The organism is Borborobacter xinjiangensis, assembly GCF_047739745.1.
In the GTDB taxonomy this organism is placed as follows: Bacteria; Pseudomonadota; Alphaproteobacteria; order Rhizobiales; family Rhizobiaceae; genus Pseudaminobacter.
This window is the reverse complement of the sequence record NZ_JBLLVA010000002.1, coordinates 85,485-106,620: the sequence shown is the minus strand read 5'-3', so window position 1 is coordinate 106,620 and position 21,136 is coordinate 85,485. Positions and strand designations below refer to the sequence as shown.

Annotated in this window: 20 protein-coding genes; 11 read left to right on the top strand and 9 right to left on the bottom strand. The window is 60.9% G+C overall.

Annotated features, from left to right (window positions below; translation table 11 throughout):
* Positions 1–99: 99 nt before the first annotated feature.
* From ACLKMW_RS02740 to ACLKMW_RS02730, 3 genes are read right to left on the bottom strand one after another with little or no spacing between them, the layout of a single operon-like run.
* Positions 100–1,626 carry a DHA2 family efflux MFS transporter permease subunit gene (locus ACLKMW_RS02740; RefSeq protein WP_415722845.1) on the bottom strand — a complete coding sequence of 509 codons (1,527 nt, stop codon included), beginning with the start codon at positions 1,624–1,626 and terminating at the stop codon, positions 100–102.
* A gap of 30 nt (positions 1,627–1,656) precedes the next feature.
* Positions 1,657–2,817, bottom strand: a complete 1,161-nt coding sequence (locus tag ACLKMW_RS02735; RefSeq protein WP_415722844.1) for an HlyD family secretion protein — start codon at positions 2,815–2,817, stop codon at positions 1,657–1,659.
* On the bottom strand, positions 2,814–3,290 hold the full coding sequence (locus tag ACLKMW_RS02730; protein WP_415722843.1) for a MarR family winged helix-turn-helix transcriptional regulator: 477 nt from the start codon (positions 3,288–3,290) through the stop codon (positions 2,814–2,816). Before ACLKMW_RS02730 ends, ACLKMW_RS02735 begins: the two co-directional genes overlap by 4 nt.
* A gap of 249 nt (positions 3,291–3,539) precedes the next feature.
* Between ACLKMW_RS02730 and groES the strand changes: the two genes are divergently transcribed.
* From groES to ACLKMW_RS02695, 7 genes are all read left to right on the top strand, one after another.
* Positions 3,540–3,836, top strand: a complete 297-nt coding sequence (gene groES, locus ACLKMW_RS02725) for a co-chaperone GroES (RefSeq protein WP_415722842.1) — start codon at positions 3,540–3,542, stop codon at positions 3,834–3,836.
* Between the two features lie 58 nt (positions 3,837–3,894).
* Positions 3,895–5,547, top strand: coding sequence for a chaperonin GroEL (gene groL, locus ACLKMW_RS02720; protein WP_415722841.1), 1,653 nt, complete (start codon positions 3,895–3,897; stop codon positions 5,545–5,547).
* 308 nt (positions 5,548–5,855) lie between these two features.
* Complete coding sequence (locus ACLKMW_RS02715; protein WP_415722840.1) at positions 5,856–6,035, top strand: CsbD family protein; 180 nt, start codon at positions 5,856–5,858, stop codon at positions 6,033–6,035.
* A 48-nt stretch (positions 6,036–6,083) separates the two neighbouring features.
* Positions 6,084–6,656: a class I SAM-dependent methyltransferase gene (locus tag ACLKMW_RS02710; RefSeq protein ID WP_415722839.1), complete on the top strand. Its 573-nt coding sequence runs from the start codon at positions 6,084–6,086 to the stop codon at positions 6,654–6,656.
* 132 nt (positions 6,657–6,788) lie between these two features.
* Positions 6,789–8,186 carry a class II fumarate hydratase gene (gene fumC, locus ACLKMW_RS02705; protein ID WP_415722838.1) on the top strand — a complete coding sequence of 466 codons (1,398 nt, stop codon included), beginning with the start codon at positions 6,789–6,791 and terminating at the stop codon, positions 8,184–8,186.
* Positions 8,187–8,283: 97 nt separating this feature from the next.
* Positions 8,284–8,712, top strand: a complete 429-nt coding sequence (locus ACLKMW_RS02700) for a DoxX family protein (protein WP_415722837.1) — start codon at positions 8,284–8,286, stop codon at positions 8,710–8,712.
* 139 nt (positions 8,713–8,851) lie between these two features.
* Positions 8,852–9,235, top strand: a complete 384-nt coding sequence (locus ACLKMW_RS02695) for a DoxX family protein (RefSeq protein WP_415722836.1) — start codon at positions 8,852–8,854, stop codon at positions 9,233–9,235.
* A 37-nt stretch (positions 9,236–9,272) separates the two neighbouring features.
* On the opposite strand, the gene ppx is transcribed toward ACLKMW_RS02695, so the two are convergent.
* Together ppx and ACLKMW_RS02685 are read right to left on the bottom strand one after the other, a co-directional pair.
* A complete protein-coding gene (gene ppx / locus ACLKMW_RS02690; protein ID WP_415722835.1) occupies positions 9,273–10,811 on the bottom strand; it encodes an exopolyphosphatase in 1,539 nt (512 codons plus the stop codon).
* Positions 10,811–13,018 carry an RNA degradosome polyphosphate kinase gene (locus ACLKMW_RS02685; RefSeq protein ID WP_415722834.1) on the bottom strand — a complete coding sequence of 736 codons (2,208 nt, stop codon included), beginning with the start codon at positions 13,016–13,018 and terminating at the stop codon, positions 10,811–10,813. Before ACLKMW_RS02685 ends, ppx begins: the two co-directional genes overlap by 1 nt.
* Before the next feature lie 153 nt (positions 13,019–13,171).
* On the opposite strand from ACLKMW_RS02685, the gene ACLKMW_RS02680 reads away from it, so the two are divergent.
* The 3 genes from ACLKMW_RS02680 to ACLKMW_RS02670 all read left to right on the top strand — a co-directional run bounded on the left by ACLKMW_RS02680 (position 13,172) and on the right by ACLKMW_RS02670 (position 15,173).
* The gene (locus ACLKMW_RS02680) at positions 13,172–13,417 is read left to right on the top strand and encodes a zinc-finger domain-containing protein (RefSeq protein WP_415722833.1); all 246 of its coding nucleotides are present in this window, start codon (positions 13,172–13,174) and stop codon (positions 13,415–13,417) included.
* A 24-nt stretch (positions 13,418–13,441) separates the two neighbouring features.
* Positions 13,442–14,653: an FAD-dependent monooxygenase gene (locus ACLKMW_RS02675; RefSeq protein ID WP_415722832.1), complete on the top strand. Its 1,212-nt coding sequence runs from the start codon at positions 13,442–13,444 to the stop codon at positions 14,651–14,653.
* A gap of 100 nt (positions 14,654–14,753) precedes the next feature.
* Complete coding sequence (locus ACLKMW_RS02670) at positions 14,754–15,173, top strand: universal stress protein (protein WP_415722831.1); 420 nt, start codon at positions 14,754–14,756, stop codon at positions 15,171–15,173.
* 50 nt (positions 15,174–15,223) lie between these two features.
* On the opposite strand, the gene ACLKMW_RS02665 is transcribed toward ACLKMW_RS02670, so the two are convergent.
* From ACLKMW_RS02665 to ACLKMW_RS02650, 4 genes are all read right to left on the bottom strand, one after another.
* The gene (locus ACLKMW_RS02665) at positions 15,224–15,973 is read right to left on the bottom strand and encodes an amino acid ABC transporter ATP-binding protein (RefSeq protein ID WP_415723176.1); all 750 of its coding nucleotides are present in this window, start codon (positions 15,971–15,973) and stop codon (positions 15,224–15,226) included.
* A gap of 82 nt (positions 15,974–16,055) precedes the next feature.
* Positions 16,056–17,210, bottom strand: coding sequence for an amino acid ABC transporter permease (locus ACLKMW_RS02660; RefSeq protein ID WP_415722830.1), 1,155 nt, complete (start codon positions 17,208–17,210; stop codon positions 16,056–16,058).
* A gap of 4 nt (positions 17,211–17,214) precedes the next feature.
* Positions 17,215–18,405, bottom strand: coding sequence for an amino acid ABC transporter permease (locus ACLKMW_RS02655; RefSeq protein ID WP_415722829.1), 1,191 nt, complete (start codon positions 18,403–18,405; stop codon positions 17,215–17,217).
* Positions 18,406–18,468: 63 nt separating this feature from the next.
* Positions 18,469–19,497 (bottom strand): amino acid ABC transporter substrate-binding protein, encoded by a 1,029-nt coding sequence (locus tag ACLKMW_RS02650; protein ID WP_415723175.1) that lies wholly within the window; start codon positions 19,495–19,497, stop codon positions 18,469–18,471.
* A 378-nt stretch (positions 19,498–19,875) separates the two neighbouring features.
* Here ACLKMW_RS02650 and ACLKMW_RS02645 point away from each other — a divergent pair, with 378 nt between their 5' ends.
* On the top strand, positions 19,876–21,048 hold the full coding sequence (locus ACLKMW_RS02645; protein WP_415722828.1) for a cystathionine beta-lyase: 1,173 nt from the start codon (positions 19,876–19,878) through the stop codon (positions 21,046–21,048).
* The last annotated feature ends 88 nt before the right edge of the window (positions 21,049–21,136 follow it).

The window sequence follows — 21,136 nt, the reverse complement described above, 5'->3', positions numbered from 1 at the left end:
TCTGCGATACTCAAGCTTTAGATCGGCGGGCTGCCGAAGCGGCTTCGGGCTTAGCCGAACCTCTCCGGCCTGTCACGTTTCTTTCGCGCCGCAGCCATTTCAATCCATGTGAGCGGCCGGTGCACCAGCCGCCGCCATCTTCGGCTTGCGCAGCAACAGCGCCAGCGGAATGGCGCAGAGCGTTACGATCATCATCAGCTTGAAGTCGTCGACATAGGAGATCATCAGCGCCTGGGCATTGACCAGCCCGTCGATCTGCGACAGCGCGGCGGGATCGCCGGCCGCGGCGGCGGGCGATGCTACTGCGAGATTCGGATTGAAGGGCGTCATCGCCGCGGAAAGCTCGGCATGGTTGATCTGCGTATTGCGCGTCAGCATGACCGTGACGACGGAAATGCCGATCGAGGAGCCGATGTTGCGCACCAGGCTGAACAGGCTGGTGGCGTCGGTGCGATAGCGGGCGTCGAGCGTGGCGAAGGCGATGGTCGACAGCGGCACGAAGACCAGTCCAAGACCCAGCCCCTGCACAATTCCGGATGAGATGATCAGATGGCTATCCATCTGCGGGCTGAAACCCGCCATCGTGTAGAGCGATTGCGCGGTCAGCAGCAGCCCGGCGACGACGAGAATTCTGGCGTCAACGATGCGCACCAGCCGTCCCACAATGATCATCGAGATCATGGTGCCGACGCCGCGTGGCGCCATCACCAGGCCCGTGGTGATCGTCGGATAGTTGAACAGATGCGTCAGCATCGGCGGCAGCAGGGCAAGGCTGGCGAGCAAGATGACGCCGATCACGAAGATGAACACCAGCCCGGTCGCGAAATTTCGATCCATGAAAATCTTGGGATCGATGAATGGGTTCTTAGCCGTCAGCAGATGAACGGTGAACACCCAGAAGCCGGTGATTGCCAATCCGAGTTCGATCCAGATTTCGACCGCCGAGAACCAGTCGACTTCGGCACCGCGGTCGAGCATCAACTGAAGCGCGCCGACGCCGAGGCTCAGCATGGCGAAGCCGAAGAAATCGAAGCCGCGCAGCCGCTTGGCGATGCTTGGCAGATAAATCGCGGAACCCGCTACGGCGATGATGCCGATCGGCAGATTGATGAAGAAAACCCAGCGCCAGTTGAAGCTTTCCGTCAGCCAGCCGCCCAGCGTCGGGCCGATGATCGGGCCGACCATGATGCCGGCTCCCCACATCGCCATGGCCTGGCCATGGCGCTCGCGCGGGTTGATGTCGAGGAGAAAGGTTTGCGAAAGAGGCACGATCGCGGCGCCGAATACACCCTGGAGAAGGCGGAACAGCACCATGCTCTCCAGGCTCCACGATATGCCGCAAAGCATGGAAGCGACGACGAAGCCGATAACCGAGACCAGGAACAGCTCCTTGCGGCCGATCCGGTCGGACAGCCAGCCGGTCACCGGCGTCATGATGGCGGCGGCGACGATATAGGAAGTCAGCACCCAATTTATCGTGTCGGCCGACGCGCCGAGATCGCCGACCATCGACGGCAGCGCGACATTGGCGATCGTGGTGTCGAGCACCTGCATGATCGTCGCGAGCATGACCGATAGCGTGATCAGCCCGCGATGGGGTACTTCGGTGTGAGCCGTCGGGTCCATCGGAGGTTCTAACTAAGGTTCGCCTTCGGCTCAGTCCGCCGCATAGGCATGGGGCAACAGGCCGGAAAGTCCCCGGCTGACGCCGGTATCGACCGACACGGTGGCGCTCATTCCGGTACGCAAGGCGACCGGCAGGCCTTGCGTATCGACCTTGAGCCGAACCGGGATACGCTGGGTTACCTTGACCCAGTTGCCGGTGGCGTTCTGGGCTGGCAGCAATGAAAACTCCGCGCCAGTTCCCGCGCCGATCGCCTCCACGGTCGCCTTCAGGGGACGGTCCGGATAGGTGTCGAGCGTGATCTCGGCCTCCTGGCCGGGCTTCATGTGGGTAAGCTGCGTTTCCTTGAAATTCGCCTCGATCCAGGTGTCGCCGGTCTCGACCAGACTGAACACCGGGGTGCCGGCGCCGACGAACTGGCCGACCTTGAAGGACGATGCCTGCGAGACCACGCCGTCGGCGGGTGCTCGCACTGTCGATTGCGCAAGCGCATAGGCTGCCTTGTCGCGCGTCGCCAGCGCCGAAAGCACCGCTGGATGCTTGTCGGTTTCGATGTCCGGATCCCCGCCAAGCGCCGCGCGGGCGCTGGCAATCCCCTGAACGGCCGCCGTGTGTTCGTCTTCGGCCTTGGCGAGATCGTGCCGCGCCTCGTCCAGTGAGGACTTGGCGCTGATGCCCTTGCTGGCCAGCTCCGTGCTGCGCTCGAACTGCGTCTTCAAATAGGCGACGTCGCCGGCGGTCACCCGCTCCTGCGCCAATGCCTGACTATAGGCGGCGCGCAACTGCTCGACATCGAGCCGGGCGGCGGCAAGTGCCGCATCGGCCTGAGCAAGGGCGATGCGGTAAGGCTCAGGATCGACCGTAAAAAGCACCTGACCTTCCTTGACGGCGGCGTTGTCGGACACGTTGACCGACACGATGCGCCCCGCGGCTTCCGAGGCGATCGAAACCCTGGCCTGCCGCAGATTGGCGTTCTCGGTTTCCTGATAGCGTCCGCCGGTGATCCAGACATAGCCGCCCCCGACGATGAGCGCCAACGGTACCGCGACCATCAGGGCCAGGCGGCCCTTGCGCTGCCTGGGAACCTGTATCTCCGGCTCGGATTGTACCGGCGCCGTTACCACGACCGGCTTTTCCAGCGCCTCGGCCTCAATGTTGGCCACATCACCTTCGATTTTCGACACGGCATTCATGTTGCTGAACCTTTTGAAATGACCGGCTGACGGCATGAGGTTTCGCCATCGGAAAGATTGTTGACGATGGTGGAAAGCCCATGAATGACCGTCTGCCGCTCCTGCGGCGTAAGCCCAGCCAGAGCCTGTTCGAACACCTCGCCGGCGACCCCCTTGATCGCGCCGAATGTTTCGCGGCTTTTGGCGGTCGGGAAGATCATGTGGACGCGGCGATCGGCTGCATCCTGCCGGCGCTCCACCCAACCGCCCTCCTGCATGCGGTCGATCAGTCTCGACACGCTGATGGGTTCGATTTCCAACAGTTCGGCCAACCGGGCTTGCGTCAGGCCTTCTTCCTTGACCACGCGCACCATCAGCCGCCATTGCGCGGCCGAAAGCCCATAGGCGCTTCCCATGCTCTCGAAACGCCGTCGCATCAGCCGCGCGGCATCGTGGATGAGAAAGCCCAGGCGTTCGGTTCCTTCAAGTTTCATGAGCCGCATATATTATAAGCGTGCTTACTATTCAAGAATCGAAGCGCGGCCCTCGCGCTTTTTTGACGGAGGTCACGACTTGGCCGAAGAACCGAATTTTTTTAGCCCCCATCACTGGAGCGGGTTATTGACTCGGCAATCGTCCGGCCATATCTCATCGCCATGTTAGCACTCGCCTTAAGAGAGTGCTAACGCCAGCCCGCCTTGGGCTGAGAGTGGTTTCAACATCCGCACCAGGGATTTCAAGATATGGCAAAGTCGAATTTCCGGCCGCTGCATGACCGAGTGGTCGTTCGCCGCGTCGAATCCGAGTCGAAGACCGCCGGCGGGATCATCATCCCCGATACCGCCAAGGAAAAGCCGCAGGAAGGCGAAATCGTCGCCATCGGCTCCGGCGCCCGCGATGAAGCCGGCAAGCTCATCCCGCTGGACGTCAAGGCCGGCGACCGCGTGCTGTTCGGCAAGTGGTCCGGCACCGAAGTGAAGCTCAATGGCGAAGACCTTCTGATCATGAAGGAATCCGACATCATGGGCATCATCGGCTGATCGCTTCCATCCGCACCAATCACTCAGAACATTACGGGCCCAGGCCCAGGAGCAAGAAATGGCTGCTAAAGACGTAAAATTCTCCCGTGATGCCCGCGAGCGCATGCTGCGCGGCATCAACATCCTCGCCGATGCGGTGAAGGTCACGCTCGGCCCCAAGGGCCGCAATGTCGTCATCGACAAGTCGTTCGGCGCCCCGCGCATCACCAAGGACGGCGTCTCCGTCGCCAAGGAAATCGAGCTTGAGGACAAGTTCGAGAACATGGGCGCGCAGATGGTCCGCGAAGTCGCTTCCAAGACCAACGACATCGCCGGCGACGGCACCACGACCGCGACCGTTCTGGCACAGTCGATCGTGCAGGAAGGCCACAAGGCCGTTGCCGCCGGCATGAACCCGATGGACCTGAAGCGCGGCATCGATCTCGCCGTCACGGAAGTCGTCGCCCACCTCGTCAAGACTTCGAAGAAGATCAAGACCTCCGAGGAAGTCGCGCAGGTCGGCACCATCTCGGCCAATGGCGAGACCGAAATCGGCGCGATGATCGCCGAGGCGATGCAGAAGGTCGGCAACGAAGGCGTCATCACCGTCGAGGAAGCCAAGACCGCCGAGACCGAGCTTGAGGTCGTCGAAGGCATGCAGTTCGACCGCGGCTATCTCTCGCCTTACTTCGTCACCAATCCGGACAAGATGGTCGCCGAGCTGGAAGACGCCTACATCCTTCTCCACGAGAAGAAGCTCTCCAACCTCCAGGCCATGCTGCCGGTTCTCGAAGCCGTCGTGCAGTCGTCGAAGCCGCTCCTCATCATCTCCGAGGACGTCGAAGGCGAAGCCCTCGCGACCCTCGTCGTCAACAAGCTGCGTGGTGGCCTGAAGATCGCTGCCGTCAAGGCTCCGGGCTTCGGTGATCGCCGCAAGGCCATGCTGGAAGACATCGCCATCCTGACCGGCGGTCAGGTCATTTCCGAAGACCTCGGCATCAAGCTCGAGAATGTCGGCCTCGACATGCTCGGCCGCGCCAAGAAGGTGTCGATCTCCAAGGAGAACACCACCATTGTCGACGGCGCCGGCAAGAAGGCCGAGATCCAGGGCCGCGTTGCCCAGATCAAGCAGCAGATCGAGGAAACCACCTCGGACTACGACCGTGAGAAGCTGCAGGAGCGTCTCGCCAAGCTGGCCGGCGGCGTTGCGGTGATCCGCGTCGGCGGTGCGACCGAAGTCGAAGTCAAGGAAAAGAAGGACCGCGTCGATGACGCCCTCAACGCGACCCGCGCGGCCGTCGAGGAAGGCATCGTGGCTGGCGGTGGCGTCGCGCTGCTGCGTGCTGCGACCGTCATCAAGGCGGAAGGCGTCAATGCCGACCAGGCTGCCGGCATCGCGATCATCCGTCGCGCTCTGCAGGCTCCGGCTCGTCAGATCGCCGCGAACGCCGGTGAGGAAGCCTCGATCGTCGTCGGCAAGATCCTCGACAACAAGGGCGCCAGCTATGGCTACAACGCCCAGACTGGCGAGTATGGCGACATGATCAGCCTTGGCATCGTCGACCCGGTCAAGGTCGTGCGCACCGCCCTCCAGGACGCAGCCTCGGTCGGTGGCCTGCTCGTCACCACCGAAGCGATGATCGCCGAAGCTCCGAAGAAGGAAGCTGCCGGCGGCGGTATGCCGGGCGGCATGCCCGGTGGCATGGGTGGAATGGGCGGCATGGACTTCTAAGAAGTCCTCAGCCGAAAGCTTACGGAAAGGGCGCCGCACGGCGCCCTTTTTGTTATGGGAGCGGTAAAAAGTAGAAATTTCGAAAAAAGAGCGGAACCAACTCGCCGCCCATGCATTTTGCAGGTGTCCGATGCATTTCAAATGGAGAAATCCACGAGAAAGCAGACGACAAAAAGCGCTTCCCCATCCTTCAATGCGATGCGGGAAGCGCTTTCGTTTCGACCCAATTCCGGTCCACCCTTGCGATCCATTTCGCAACCATTCACCGAATATGCCGTTGTCCACCACACGACACAGGAGATGCGGAAATGGTGAACAAGGATCAGGTCAAGGGCATTGCCAAGCAGGCCAAGGGTGCGGTCAAGGAAGCCGCAGGCAAGGTCAGCGGCAACAAACGGACCGAGGCGGAAGGCACAGGCGACAAGGCCGCTGGCAAGGTTCAGAAGGGTTACGGCGACATCAAGGAAAAGGTGAAGGGCGCGCTTTGAACGACAGCGGAAGGCGGCGACAAGCTACCTTTTCACTTCCTTCAACATATGCTCCAAATGGCGGCGTCTCCAAAGCAACGATGTCGCCGACGCATGACAGTCGAGAAGGTTCCCCCCCGATTTCAATGGGCGCTCGACCAGTTGAACCTCCAGCCATCCGACCGGATTCTGGAGATTGGCTGCGGGCGCGGCGTCCTTCTGTCCCTCATCGTCGGCAAACTGACGACCGGAACGATCACAGCCATCGACCGCTCCGAGAAAATGGTCGCGGCTGCATCGAAGCTGAACGCCACGGCGGTGGCCGCCGGACGCGCCGAAGTCATGACGGCAAACCTCGCCAACGCTGATTTAGGCGAGCAGCGCTTCAGCAAGATCTTGGCCTTCAATGTGAACGTCTTCTGGCTGAAACCGCAGCGTGAGCTGGCCACGACCAAACGCCTGCTGAGACCGGAGGGATCGCTTCATCTCTTCTTCGATCCACCCTCGCCGGCGCAAGTCGAACCGATGCTCGTTAAGCTGAAGGCGAATCTCGACGCCAGCGGTTTCCATACGCAACAAGCCGAAATTTCGGAAATTGGAACAACGGCGCTCATTCGGGTGAAGGCGGCTCCACTCGGTTGAGCAGCCCGCCACCCGCACCCTGCCCGATTGAACCGATTTGGGCGCTTGCCCCGGCTATTCTCCGCTTGAAGCTCATGGGCCAACACGATAGGCCACGGTCGGCGTTGGTAAGTTTTTCAGGAGACCGGTCCCGTGAGCACTTCGAAGACAAGAACCGAAACCGACACATTCGGCCCGATCGAAGTGGCTGCCGACCGCTATTGGGGCGCGCAGGCGCAACGCTCGCTCGGCAACTTCAAGATCGGCTGGGAAAAACAGCCGCTTTCCGTGGTGCGGGCGCTGGGCATGGTCAAACGCGCCGCCGCCGAGGCCAATATGGAGCTAAAGCGCCTCGATCCGGCCATCGGCGAAGCCATCGTCAAGGCCGCGCAGGAAGTCGTCGACGGCAAGCTCAACGACCACTTCCCGCTGGTGGTCTGGCAGACCGGCTCGGGCACGCAGTCCAACATGAATGCCAATGAGGTGATCTCCAATCGCGCCATCGAAATGCTCGGCGGCGAGATGGGCTCGAAGAAGCCCGTCCACCCCAACGACCATGTGAATATGAGCCAGTCGTCTAACGACACCTATCCGACGGCCATGCACATCGCTTGCGCCGAGCGGATCGTCCACGATCTGCTGCCGGCGCTGAAGCATCTGCATGCAGCGCTCGACGCAAAGGCGAAGGCCTTTGATCACATCATCAAGATCGGCCGTACGCATACGCAGGATGCGACGCCGCTGACACTCGGCCAGGAGTTCTCCGGCTACGCCGCGCAGGTGGCCTCGTCGATCAAGCGCATCGAGCTGACGCTTCCCGGCCTTTGCGAGCTGGCGCAAGGCGGCACGGCCGTCGGCACCGGGCTCAACGCGCCGGTCGGCTTTGCCGAAAAGGTCGCCGAGCGCATCGCCGCGATCAGCGGCCTGCCTTTCGTTACCGCACCCAACAAGTTCGAGGCGCTGGCGGCGCACGATTCAATGGTGTTTTCGCATGGCGCAATCAATGCGGCCGCCGCCGCGCTGTTCAAGATCGCCAACGACATCCGCTTTCTCGGCTCCGGCCCCCGCTCCGGACTTGGCGAACTGGCGCTGCCCGAAAACGAGCCCGGCTCGTCGATCATGCCGGGCAAGGTCAATCCGACCCAATGCGAGGCGCTGACGCAGGTCTGCGTGCAGGTGTTCGGCAACCACGCCGCCCTCACCTTCGCCGGCAGCCAGGGCCATTTCGAACTCAACGTCTACAATCCGCTGATGGCTTACAATTTCCTGCAATCGGTGCAGTTGATGGCCGACGCTGCGATCTCGTTTACCGACAATTGCATCGTCGGCATCGAGGCGCGGGAGGACAATATCAAGGCAGCTCTTGAGCGCTCGCTGATGCTGGTGACGGCCCTTGCCCCGACGATCGGCTATGACAACGCCGCCAAGATCGCCAAGACCGCGCACAAGAACGGCACGACGCTGCGCGAGGAAGCGCTGGCCACCGGACTGGTCAGCGAAGCGGACTACGACCGGCTGGTGCGGCCACAGGACATGACGCATCCGGGTTAAATCGGTGAACGATGTGTCGCCGAAAAAGCGGCTTTGGTGAACAATTGGGATTCTCTATGTGAAGGCCATCAACGGGCCAACACTCATGGAGAGTCCAATGTCCACCAATTCCGCCACTGCAATTGCAAAGTCAGGCGCTGTCGCCAACTCTTCCGCCGTCATTCTGATCGGCCGCGTCCTGCTTTCCTCGCTTTTCATTCTTGCCGGCTATGCCAAGCTCACCGGCATCGCTGGCACCGCCGGCTGGTTCGCCAGCATCGGTCTGCCGCTGCCTACCCTCGTTGCCGTGGGCGTGGGCCTGCTTGAACTCTTCGGCGGCCTTGCCATTCTGGTCGGCTTCCAGACCCGCATCGCGGCAATTGCCCTGGCGATCTTCACCCTTGCCGCCACGGCAATCGCGCATCTTGATTTCAGCGATCAGATGCAGGTGCTGCTGTTCCAGAAGAACATCTCGATCACTGGTGGCCTGCTCATCCTTGCTGCCTTCGGCGCCGGCGCGCTTTCGATCGACAACCGCCGCCGCTGAATCATCGCTCCCAAGAATAAAAAGCCCGGATCACTTCCGGGCTTTTTTGCGTCAGGGCGCCCGGCGGGTCGGGAACGCCGGACTCGCGCATGGAAGAAAAACAGATATCCTTTCCCCGTCGATAAACTGGGGAATCATCATGTCCAACAGCGCAATCGTACTTATCGGCCGCATTCTGTTGTCGATCATTTTTATCCTTTCCGGCTTTGGCAAGATAACCGCCATTGCCGCGACATCCCAATATTTCGCGAGTTATAATCTGCCGACCCCAACCGCGGTGGCGGTGCTTGCCGGCCTTGTGGAACTGATCGGAGGGCTGGCCGTCCTGATCGGTTTCCAGACGCGAATCGTGGCCTATCTGCTTGCCGCCTTTTCGGTTGCAAGCGCGCTGATCGCGCATATGGATTGGTCCGATGGAATGCAGTTGATCCACTTCCAGAAGAACCTGGCGATGGCGGGCGGTTTCCTGGTGCTGGCGGCTTTCGGACCCGGAGCGCTTTCGGTGGACGCCAAACGGGCCTGACGCAAGGACGAAAGGCCCCGGATCATCCGGGGCTTTCCTATTTGGCGAAGGACGGAGCGTTTTCGTCCTCGACCTCGACCGAGAGCTTGCGGCCGGTCAGCCGCCCAAGCTGAGCCAGCCTTCCCAGTGGCCGTTCGCCGTTCAGCGCGGCATGCGCGGCAGGTATTATCAGCGCCAGTTCGCCGTCACCGCGGTTTTCCCAGCGCATTTGCGGGATCACGCCGGGCATCGCCGCGGAGAACAGACCTGCCACGCGCAAGAACGCGCCCAGAAGCCGCGCACGGTCCATATAGCGCGGGGACGCCAATGTGCGGATTTCTGTTGCCGCGTCGTCGCTGAAAATGCCTTCGTTGCGATAGAAATTGGCGAGTGCCAGAAATGCGCGGCCGGGATGGTCCACGCCGATGAAGGACGCATGCGCTATGATGTTAAGCGACTGCGTGCCGCGATATTCCGGATGAGCGCGCCAGCCGATATCGGCAAGCAGGCAGGCCGCGTGACGGTAGCGGGTCTCGTCCTCAGTCTCATCGACCTCGAAGGCTGCAAAGGAATGTCCCGTCCACCGCACCAGCTCATGCGCATGGGTCACCGAGCGGGCACGAAGCAGCGCCAGTTCCTCGGCAGCCGAGATCAAGGGGTCGGTGCGCTGCTCCTTCGGCGACAGCAGCGAATAGACAAAACCCTCACGCACGCCGGATGCCGAGACGAGGATTTCCGACGGCTTCATCGCAGCGATGATCTCGAGCAGCACGACTGCGCCGTATGGCAGGAGCGCGCGCCGGTTCTTCGAAATGCCGTCGATGCCCTTCATCTTGTCGATGTCGCCCTTGGCGACCTGCCGCAAGAAGGCAAGTGAGCTTTCGACCTCCATGCGGTAATGGTGCATGACGGTCAGCGGATAGTTGGTCATGTTCATGTGAAGGCGGGCGAGATTTCGCCATGTGCCACCCACCGCATAAAAAGTGCCGCCCTGCGCACTCTTCAGCAGCTTTGCGCGGGCCACCTCTGCCCGCGCAATCTTGGCTGCGGCCTGGGGCGAATTCTTCGCCATGTCCTGCAGCCGCAAGCCACCCAGCGGCAGGGTGATCCCCTCGCCCACGGCGCTGCCGTCGACATTGACCAGTTCCAGGCTACCGCCACCCAGGTCGCCGGTGATACCGCTGGCGGAATGAAAGGCGGAGATGACCCCAAGTGCGGAATAATGCGCTTCCTGGCGCCCGCTGAGCACGCGGATTTCCGTGCCCAGGATTTTTTCGGCTCGGTGAATGAAATCGGGGCCGTTCTCGGCCTCGCGCGCCGCCGCCGTCGCGATCACGTGGAGCTCGCCCGCTCCCGCCTGCTCGGAAAGTGCACGGAAGCGTCGAAACTCTTCTATTGCGCGGGTCACCGCCTCCGGATCGAGCCTGCCTGTGGAAACGATGCCACGACCCAGGCCGGCGAGCATCTTTTCGTTGAACAATACCGTTGGCGAGCGCGCTATGCCTTCATAGACGACAAGGCGAATCGAGTTTGAGCCTATGTCTATGACCGAAATCGGCCGGCGATCCTGAAGCCGGCCTTGCGATTGCGAAATCATCAGGTGTCGGTGGCGATGGATTTCTTGCGGCGCTTGAATTGCGCAATGCGTCTTGGCGCGTGCGATTTCAACGCATCGCCCCGTCCGGACAGGCTGGGATTGGTCATGAAATATTCCTGCGCGTTGAACGGTTCCTCGCCCTCGTCGAGCACAACGCGCCGCGAGGTACCGTCAGGCAATACTTCGAAACTTTGCTGATTGTCCATAATGTTTCCGAGCATGATCTGCCCGAGCACCTGTTCGTGAACGGTCGGATTGACGATCGGCACCATGGTTTCGACGCGGCGGTCGAGATTGCGCGGCATCAGATCGGCCGAGCCGATATAGACGATTGCCTCGTCGGCCGGCAGGCCGTGGCCATTGCCGAAACAATATATCCGGCTGTGCTCGAGAAAGCGGCCGACGATCGACTTTACCCTTATGTTTTCCGACAGACCGGGCACCTGCGGCCTCAGGCAGCATATGCCGCGCACCACCAGATCGATCTCCACGCCGGCGCGGCTGGCGTCATACAGCGCGTCGATGATGATGGGATCGACAAGCGAGTTCATCTTCATCCAGATTTGCGCCGGGCGGCCTTGCGCGGCATGTTCGACTTCGTCGGCAATGTGCTTGAGGATGCGGCTTCTCAGCGTCAGCGGCGACATCGCGACCGACATCTTTTCGGTCGGCTCGGCATAGCCGGTGATGAAATTGAACAGTTGCGCGACGTCGCGGGCGATCTGCGAATCCGTGGTGAAGAAGGACAGGTCGGTGTAGATGCGCGCCGTGACCGGATGGTAGTTGCCAGTGCCGAGGTGGACATAGTTGCGCAGCCGCCCATCCTCGCGGCGCACGACCAGCGACATCTTGGCATGCGTTTTAAGCTCTATGAAGCCGAACACCACCTGCACGCCCGCCCGCTCAAGATCGCGCGCCCAGCGGATATTGGCCTCCTCGTCAAATCGCGCTTTCAGTTCGACAAGCGCGGTAACCGACTTGCCCGCCTCGGCCGCATCGACCAGCGCGCGCACGATCGGGCTGTCGTTCGAGGTCCGGTAGAGCGTCTGCTTTATCGCCACCACTTCCGGATCGGCTGCGGCCTGGCGGAGAAACTGCACGACAACGTCGAAGGACTCGTAAGGATGATGGACGACCATGTCCTTCTCGCGGATGGCGGCAAAGCAATCGCCGCGATGATCGCGCACACGCTCGGGAAAGCGCGGATTGTAAGGCGTGAACTTGAGGTCGTCGCGCGCCACGGCCACCAGCTCCGAGATCTGGCTGAGCGCCAGCGGGCCGGTGAGCACGCTGATGCGGGCCGATGGAACGCCAAGTTCGCCGGCGACGAAATCCCTCAGTTCTTCGGGTGTCTGGTCGTCGAATTCGATGCGGATCACGGAGCCGCGGCGCCGGCGCTTCAATGCCGTCTCGAAGAGTTGCACCAGGTCCTCGGCCTCTTCCTCGACCTCGATATCGCTGTCGCGAATGATGCGGAACGAGCCCGAGCCCTTGACCTCATATCCCGGAAACAAATGGCCGATGAAAAGGCCGACCGTCTCTTCCGTCGGAATGAAGCGGATCAGGTTCTTGCGGTCCGGCAATCTTACAAAGCGTTTGAGTGCGGTGGGCAGGCGCAGCAGCGCCGTCATCTCTTCGCCGTCCTTGCGGTTGCGCAACTGCAGGGCCTTGGAGAAGCCGAGATTGGGAATGAACGGAAACGGATGCGCCGGATCAATGGAAAGCGGCGTCAGAACCGGAAATATCTGCTCGAGGAAATGATTCTCGAGCCAGTTTCTCTCCTCCTTGGTCAGCGCGTCATCGGCTATCATCTCGATGCCCTCTTTCCTGAGGAGCACCGCGAGATCGGCAAGGCTTTTCTGCTGATCTTCCTGAAGATGGCCGACCTCGACGAGAAGCTGTTCAAGCTGCTGTTCGGGTGTTCGCCCGTCGGGACTCTTTATGGCGATGCCTTGGCGAATCTGGCCGGCGAGACCGGCGACACGCACCATGAAGAACTCATCGAGATTGGTCGCCGAAATCGACAGGAAACGCACCCGCTCCAGCAAAGGATGATGCGGATTCTGCGATTCCTCCAATACGCGCCGGTTGAACTGAAGCCAGGAGAACTCGCGGTTGACGAAACGATCGGGATTGCCGGAAGAAACGTCTCCATCGGCCGTTCCGGGTGTGGTGAATTCGGCGACAACCGGCTTGAGTATGTTCATTTCCAGAGTCCCTTGCGACGCGTAGCCGCTTATTCGGCTTAGCTTATCTCCTGACAGGCTTTTGCGACAGTTTGATTTCACGGCGCGTTGCAAAGCGATTGGCACTGCCGCCAACGCCTGCTATGACCCGGGACCAAGCGACAGGAGAAGGTCATGGCCGGCGGTTCCATTCCCCATTTCCAGAACGATGCGGGTCATACCGTAGTCGAAATCGGCGTGAAGGAATTCAAATGCGTGGGTGCAAATCCGCCATTCGACCATCCGCATGTCTATCTCGACATGGGCGACGATAGCGAGTTGGTCTGCCCCTATTGCTCGACGCTCTATCGCTACAACAACTCCCTTCAGGCGAACGAGACTCGCCCGGCCAACTGTCTCTACGTCGTTCAGGCCGCCTGAACGACGCCGCTTCGGCGCTTGCCTATGGATAAGGCCCGTTCCGGGCAGATCATCATTGCCGGTGCCGGCATTGCCGGCCTGACAGCCGCCCTCGCCTTCGCCAGCCGCGGCTTTTCGGTCGAGATTTTCGAGCGTTCCGCAACATTGCAAGAGGTCGGCGCCGGCCTCCAGCTATCGCCCAATGCTACCCGCATCCTCGACCGCCTCGGCGTTCTCGAAGGTCTTTCGGCCAAGGCGGTGCGGCCACGCTCCGTGGTTTTACGCGACGCGCGCTCGCTCAACGAGCTGGCACATGTGCCGCTCGGCGAAATGGCCGAGCAGCGCTGGGGCGCGCCCTATCTGGTGGCGCACCGGGCCGACCTTCAGGCGGCGCTGCTCGACGCGGTTTCGCGCCAGCTCGCAATCCGCCTGACCACGGGGGCGACAGTTCGTAACGCCACACCCGGGAACGGCTGCGTTTGCGTGAACGTGGATATCGACAGCGAAGGCGAACAGATGGCCGGCTCGCTGCTGATCGGTGCCGACGGCGTATGGTCGGGCCTGCGCGGTCTGGCGGGCGGGCACCGGCAGAGCCGGTTCAGCGGCGAAATCGCCTGGCGCCTGCTCGTCCAGCGCGACAGCATTCATGGACGGCGGCTCGCCGAACTGGGCGCCACTGATGCCGTCATCGCGTTCCTGCATCCCGGCTTCCATCTCATCACCTATCCGGTGCGCGGCGGCGGAGCTTTCAATCTCGTCGCCTTCACGCGGGGTCGGCGGATCGTCGACGACTGGTCAGCCAAGGCGGATACTTCCGAATTAAGGGCAGCCCTGCGCGGCACCGCGCCAGCGCTGAAATCGCTTGGCGAGAGCGAAGCGCCCTGGACGGCGTGGCCGGTCCACACGGTCGATGCAACGACATCATGGACATCACCGGGTCTTGCTCTGATCGGCGACGCCGCCCATGCCATGACACCGTTTGCCGCCCAAGGCGCTGCCATGGCAATCGAGGACGCTGAAACGCTGGCGCATTTCGTTGCGACATCAAAAGCCGGTTCGTCCGCTTCGCTTGCGGCCTGGGAGGCGTGGCGCCGGCCGCGCATTCGCCAGGTCGCGCGACGCGGCGCATTCAACCACTTTGCCTGGCATGCGGCAGGGCCGGTCGCCATGGCCCGCAATCTGGTGCTAAGAACCCGCCGACCCGAAGCCCTGGCCGCCGACCTCGACTGGCTCTATGGCTGGGAACCGTCACTATAAAAGTGATATTGCTGGCGCTGCCTCCATCATATTTGACCCGCCGCAAACTATTGCGGACAATATTCGTTATACTCGGCTGGCAAACTGAGGAGAAACAACCGTGTACAAGCACATCCTTATCTCGACCGATGGCTCGGAACTGGCGCAGAAGGGCGTTACCCACGGATTGGCCTTGGCAAAAAGCCTCGGTAGCTCTGCCCATATCATCACCGTGACCGAACCTTATCCGCTGCAGTCTCCGGCCACGCTTGGGTCATGGACCGAGGCGCAGACAAAACACGCGGATGCTGCACTCAACGCGGCAAAAGACGCCGCCGCCAAGCTGGGCGTGAAAATCAACGTGATTCAGGCCACGAATGACTCACCGGCTGAAGCAATTGTCGAGGCTGCCAAAGAACACGGCTGCGATCTTATCGTGATGGCGTCTCACGGCCGCCGCGGCGTCAGCCGGCTCCTGCTCGGCAGCCAGACCGCCGAAGTTGTCCACTACTCGGCTATCCCGGTTCTCGTCGTTCGCTAGTCAAGCCTTTCACGACCGGTAGCGTTGTCGGTCGCTACCGGTCGTGGGATTTAGTGCAGAATCTGGCTGAGGAACAGCTTGGTGCGCTCGTGCTGCGGATTGTCGAAGAATTCGCCAGGGGTGTTCTGCTCGACGATCTGCCCCTGATCCATGAAGATCACCCGGTTGGCGACCTTACGAGCAAAGCCCATTTCGTGGGTGACGCACAGCATGGTCATGCCCTCCTCGGCAAGCCCGACCATGGTTTCGAGCACTTCCTTGATCATCTCGGGGTCCAGCGCCGAGGTGGGCTCGTCGAACAGCATGATGCGCGGATGCATGCACAGCGAGCGGGCGATGGCCACGCGCTGTTGCTGACCGCCTGAGAGCTGGCCCGGATATTTGTGGGCCTGTTCGGGAATCTTCACCCGTTTCAGGAAATGCATGGCGATTTCTTCCGCCTGCTTCTTTGGCGTCTTGCGCACCCAGATCGGCGCCAGCGTGCAGTTTTCCAGAATGGTCAGATGCGGAAACAGGTTGAAGTGCTGGAACACCATGCCCACTTCGCGACGGACCTCGTCGATTTTCTTGAGATCGCTGGTCAGTTCCTTACCGTCGACGATGATCTTGCCCTTCTGGTGTTCCTCTAGGCGGTTGATGCAGCGGATCATCGTCGATTTGCCCGAGCCCGACGGGCCGCAGATGACAATCCGCTCGCCGCGCATCACCCGAAGGTTGATGTCCTTCAGCACATGGAAATCGCCATACCATTTGTGCATGTTGACGATGTCGATCGCCACATCCGTGTCCGATATCTGCATCTTGCCGAGATCGACCTTGATCTCTTCGGGGCTGACTGCGTTTTCTATGGCCATGGATCGATCCCCTTTATTTTTTGCAGTCTCAACGTCTGTGGCCGGTATCAAGCCGACGTTCCATGTAGATCGAGTAGCGCGACATGCCGAAGCAGAACACCCAAAACACAAAGCCGGCGAACACAAGCCCGGTCATCGGCGTCTGCGCCGAGGCCCAGTTCGAATCTCCGAAATTCTGGCGGACGATGCCCAGCAGGTCGAACATTCCGATGATATAGACGAGGCTGGTGTCCTTGAAGATGCCGATGAACGTGTTGACGATGCCCGGGATGACCAGCTTGAGCGCCTGCGGCAGAACGATCAGCCCGGTCTTCTGCCAATAGCTGAGCCCAAGCGAATCGGCACCCTCATACTGCCCCTTCGGAATGGCCTGCAGACCGCCGCGAACGACCTCCGCCATATAGGCTGAAGCAAACAGCGCAACGCCTATCAAGGCGCGCAGGAATTTGTCGAAAGTCACGCCCGCCGGCAGAAACAGCGGCAGCATGACACTGGCCATGAACAGCACCGTCACCAACGGCACGCCGCGCACCGTCTCGATGAAGATGACGCTGAACAGCTTGATGATCGGCAGTTTCGAGCGCCGCCCCAACGCCAGGATGATGCCCAGCGGCAAGGATACGCCGATGCCGACGAAGGACAGCACCAGCGTGACCATCAGGCCGCCCCAGAGCGGCGTTTCCACATGCGGCAAGCCGAAATAGCCTCCTACCAGCAGGAAATAGGCCACAATGGGCAAGACAATGAACAGCAGAAGCGCGTTCAACCCCTTATACGGCACCTTCGGGATCATCAGCGGCACGAGAAGCGCGACGAACAGGAACCCTGTCAGCACCACGCGCCAGCGCTCGGAAATCGTGTAGCGGCCGAACAGGAACTGTTCGAATTTCGCGCTCACGAAAGCCCAGCAGGCACCGGACCAGCCATCCGGCTGCATGCCGCCCTGCGCCACCGTGGCGCAGAATGTGCGATCCGTGCCCGTCCATTGCGCATTGATGAAGAGCCAATTGATAAAGGGCGGCAGCGTGAAAAGAACGATGGCGATGCCGACCACCGTCAACACGGCGTCCGTTGGCGTGGCGATGAGATTCTTGCGCAACCATTTGACCAGCCCGCGCTCGGCGGCCGGCGGCGGTTGGGATGCCGACATTTCGGTGCGCACATAAGAAAGGCTGTGTTGCATCAACTTACCTTTCCACCAGCGCCATTCTGGCGTTGAACCAGTTCATGAACAACGAGGTCACCAGGCTGAGGCCGAGATAGACCACCATCCAGATGACCACGATCTCGATAGCCTGGCCGGTCTGGTTGAGAATGGTGCCACCAACGGCGACAAGATCGGGAAAACCGATGGCAATCGCCAGCGATGAATTCTTGGTAAGGTTGAGATACTGGCTGGTCAGCGGCGGGATGATGATGCGCAGCGCCTGCGGAACGACAACGAGACGCAGCGTCTGGCCCGATCTCAGCCCGAGCGCGGAGGAAGCTTCCGACTGGCCCTTGCTGACGCCCAGGATGCCGGCGCGAACGATCTCGGCGATGAAGGCGGCCGTGTAGAAGGACAGCGCCAGATAAAGGGCGAGGAACTCCGGCTTTATCTGGAAGCCGCCGACCAGGTTGAACGTCGACTTCACCGGAAATTCGAAGGTCAGCGGAAACCCGGCCAACGCGAAGGCCAGCAACGGCAGTCCGATGATCAGGGCCACAATCGTCCAGAATACCGGAAACCGATGCCCCGTCGCTTCCTGCCGCTTGCGCGCCTGACGTGCGACAAACCAGGACATGGCGATCGCCACGAAAAATCCGACGACCGGCAGCCAGATGCCCTCTCCCCACACCGTCTTCGGCAGGAAGAAGCCGCGATTGTTGAGGAAGGAATCAAACGGTAGCTGAATGCTTTCGCGCGGCGACGGCAAGACGGAAATGACGCCGAAATACCAGAAGAAAATAACCAGGAGCGGCGGTATGTTGCGGAACACCTCGACATACACCATGCAGATCTTGCGGATCAGCCAGTTGTTGGCGAGCCGCCCGATGCCGATGGTGAAGCCGATGATGGTTGCCGTCACGATGCCAGTGATCGCCACCAGCAGCGTGTTGAGGAGTCCGACGAGAAGCGCTCGCGAATAGCGGGAATCCGACGAGTATTCGATCATGCTCTGGCTGATGTCGAAGCCGGCTCGACTGTTCAGGAAGCCAAATCCAGACGCAATCTTGGAACGTTGCAGATTTTCGATCGTGTTGCCTACGACCCAGTAGATGAACACGAACAGAAGGACGAATACGACAACCTGATAGACCAGTCCGCGTATCCTGGGGTCATTGAGGACAGAATCCCGCGTGACGGAACTATCCCGGATCGATTCCTGCGAGGCCATGGAATCTCCTTTTCCCGGATGCCGGGAGGCGACAGGTCGCCTCCCGTATTTTGATCGCTGACCTCAGCGAATAGGCATGGCGTATTGCAAGCCGCCCTTCGTCCACAGGGCATTCAGCCCGCGCGAGATCTTGAGCGGGCTGCCGGAGCCGACATTGCGCTCGAAGCTTTCGCCGTAATTACCCACGGCCTTGATGATGTTGGCCATCCACTCATTGCCGAGGCCGAGATCCGTGCCGAGCTTGGAACCTTCCTCGACGCCGAGCGCGCGCCTTATGTCGGGGTTGGGCGAATTCTTCATTTCCTCGACATTGGCCTGGGTGATGCCGAGTTCCTCGCCGAGAACCATGGCATAGTGCGACCACTTGACGATGTCGTACCACTGATCGTCGCCCTGGCGAACGGCCGGGCCAAGCGGCTCCTTGGAAATGATCTCCGGCAGGACGATGTGATCGTCGGGAGCGCTGAGCTTCAGCCGCAGCGAATAAAGGCCGGACTGGTCGGTGGTGTAGGCGTCGCAACGGCCGGCATCATAGGCCGCATCCACTTCCTCGAGCTTTTCGAAGACGACCGGATTGTATTCGAGATTGTTGGCCTTGAAGTAGTCCGCCAGATTGAGTTCGGTCGTGGTGCCGCTCTGCACGCAGACGGCCGCACCGGAAAGCTGTAAGGCGGAATTGATTCCGGGCAACTTCTTGGCGTTGATCATGAAACCCTGGCCGTCATAATAGTTCACGCCGGCGAAGTTGAAGCCCAGCGCGGTATCGCGGCTCAGCGTCCAGGTGGTGTTACGGGACAGAAGATCGATCTCGCCCGATTGCAGGGCCGTGAACCGCTCCTTGGCGGTGGTCGGCGTAAACTTCACCTTGCTCGGATCATTGAAAATGGCCGCAGCCACCGCGCGACACAGATCGACGTCCAGCCCCTTCCATTCGCCCTTGTCGTCCGGGGCAGAGAAGCCGGCCAACGAAGTGTTGACGCCGCATTGCACAAAGCCCTTGGCCTTGACGTCGTCGAGCGTGGCTGCGGAAGCGGAAGCCGCCACCAGACCAAACGCCGCGGCACCGAGAATGACCTTGATGTTGTTTTTCATACCCACAGACCCTTTTCCATTGTTATTGGGGAGAAACCCCGTTCCCGCGCGAGGATAACTTGCCCGTTTCGGTCCCCTTCCGAAACCGGGCGTCGGCCTGCGTGCTCTTGCCGCACCTCGCTCACGAACTGCATCGAAAGCGATTATTTTCGTGAGGTCAAGCACAATGACAAGCGCGACCGTAAATTGAAATAATTGGGCCCCGGCACAACCGTCACAATTGTCGAAAAGACCGTCGAACATACTGATTTGTCGACTGCGCACTCCTGGCGCAACGAAGTTTGCGGCTGGCGGGAACCCATCCGGTTGCGCACGCCCATTCACCGTCCTATTCGTCTTTTACATCAAGCACGGCCCACATAATCACGGCAGGACCTCATGGCAGCGCGCGACTTCGGGAAGATGGGCATCAACACGCAACTTGCCCACGCCGGCAACGTTCCCGGCGACTATTTCGGCTTCGTCAATCCACCGGTGGTGCATGGCTCGACCGTGCTATTCCCTGACGCGGCGACGATGGCCGCCCGCGCCCAGAAGTACACCTACGGCACACGCGGCACGCCAACCACCGACGCGCTGGCCGAGGCAATGAATACGCTGGAGGGTTCGACCGGCACCATCATCGTTCCCTCCGGACTTGCCGCGGTCACCGTTCCGTTATTGGCCTTCCTGTCGGCGGGCGACCACGCGCTCATCGTCGATTCGGTCTATGGCCCCACCCGCCTTTTCGCCAATACGATGCTGAAACGCCTGGGCATCGAGGTCGAATACTATGATCCGAACATCGGGGCCGGCATTGCGGCGCTGATGCGGGCGAACACAAGAGTTGTGTTCACCGAATCCCCCGGCTCGAACACCTTCGAAATTCAGGATGTTCCGGCGATCGCGAAAGTGGCTCGCGAGGCCGGCGCTGTGGTGATGATGGACAACACTTGGGCGACGCCCCTCTATTTCAAGCCGCTCGACCATGGTGTCGATGTCTCGATTCACGCGGCCACCAAATATCCGGCCGGCCATTCGGACGTGCTTCTGGGCACTGTTTCGGCCAATAAGGAATGCTGGCCTCGCCTCCATGAGGCATTCCTGGCGCTAGGCTGCTGCGCGGGGCCGGACGATGTCTACCAGGTACTGCGCGGCCTGCGCACCATGGGCGTGCGCCTAGAACACCATCGCAAAAGCGCCCTGGATATCGCGCGCTGGCTGGAAACGCAGCCGGGCGTTGCCCGTGTCCTGCATCCGGCGCTGGAATCGCATCCCGGCCACAAGCTGTGGAAACGCGATTTTTGCGGCTCGAGCGGCATCTTCTCCATCGTGCTTGCCGGCGGCGGCCAAAAGCACGCTCATGCCTTCCTCGACGCGTTGCAGATTTTCGGACTGGGCTATTCCTGGGGCGGCTTCGAAAGCCTTGCGGTGCATGTCTATCTGGGTGACAGGACCATCACCGGCGGTTCCTATGAAGGGCCGCTTATCCGCCTGCAGATCGGGCTCGAAGACGTAGACGACATCAAGGCCGACATCGCCAGGGGCCTGAAGGCGGCTGCGGCCGTCTGAAGCATTCAGCCGGAGGGCCGGCAATCTGGCGAGCTTCAATTTTTCTTTTCGCGGTTACGCAATTGCGAACCGAAACCGGTTCTCATTT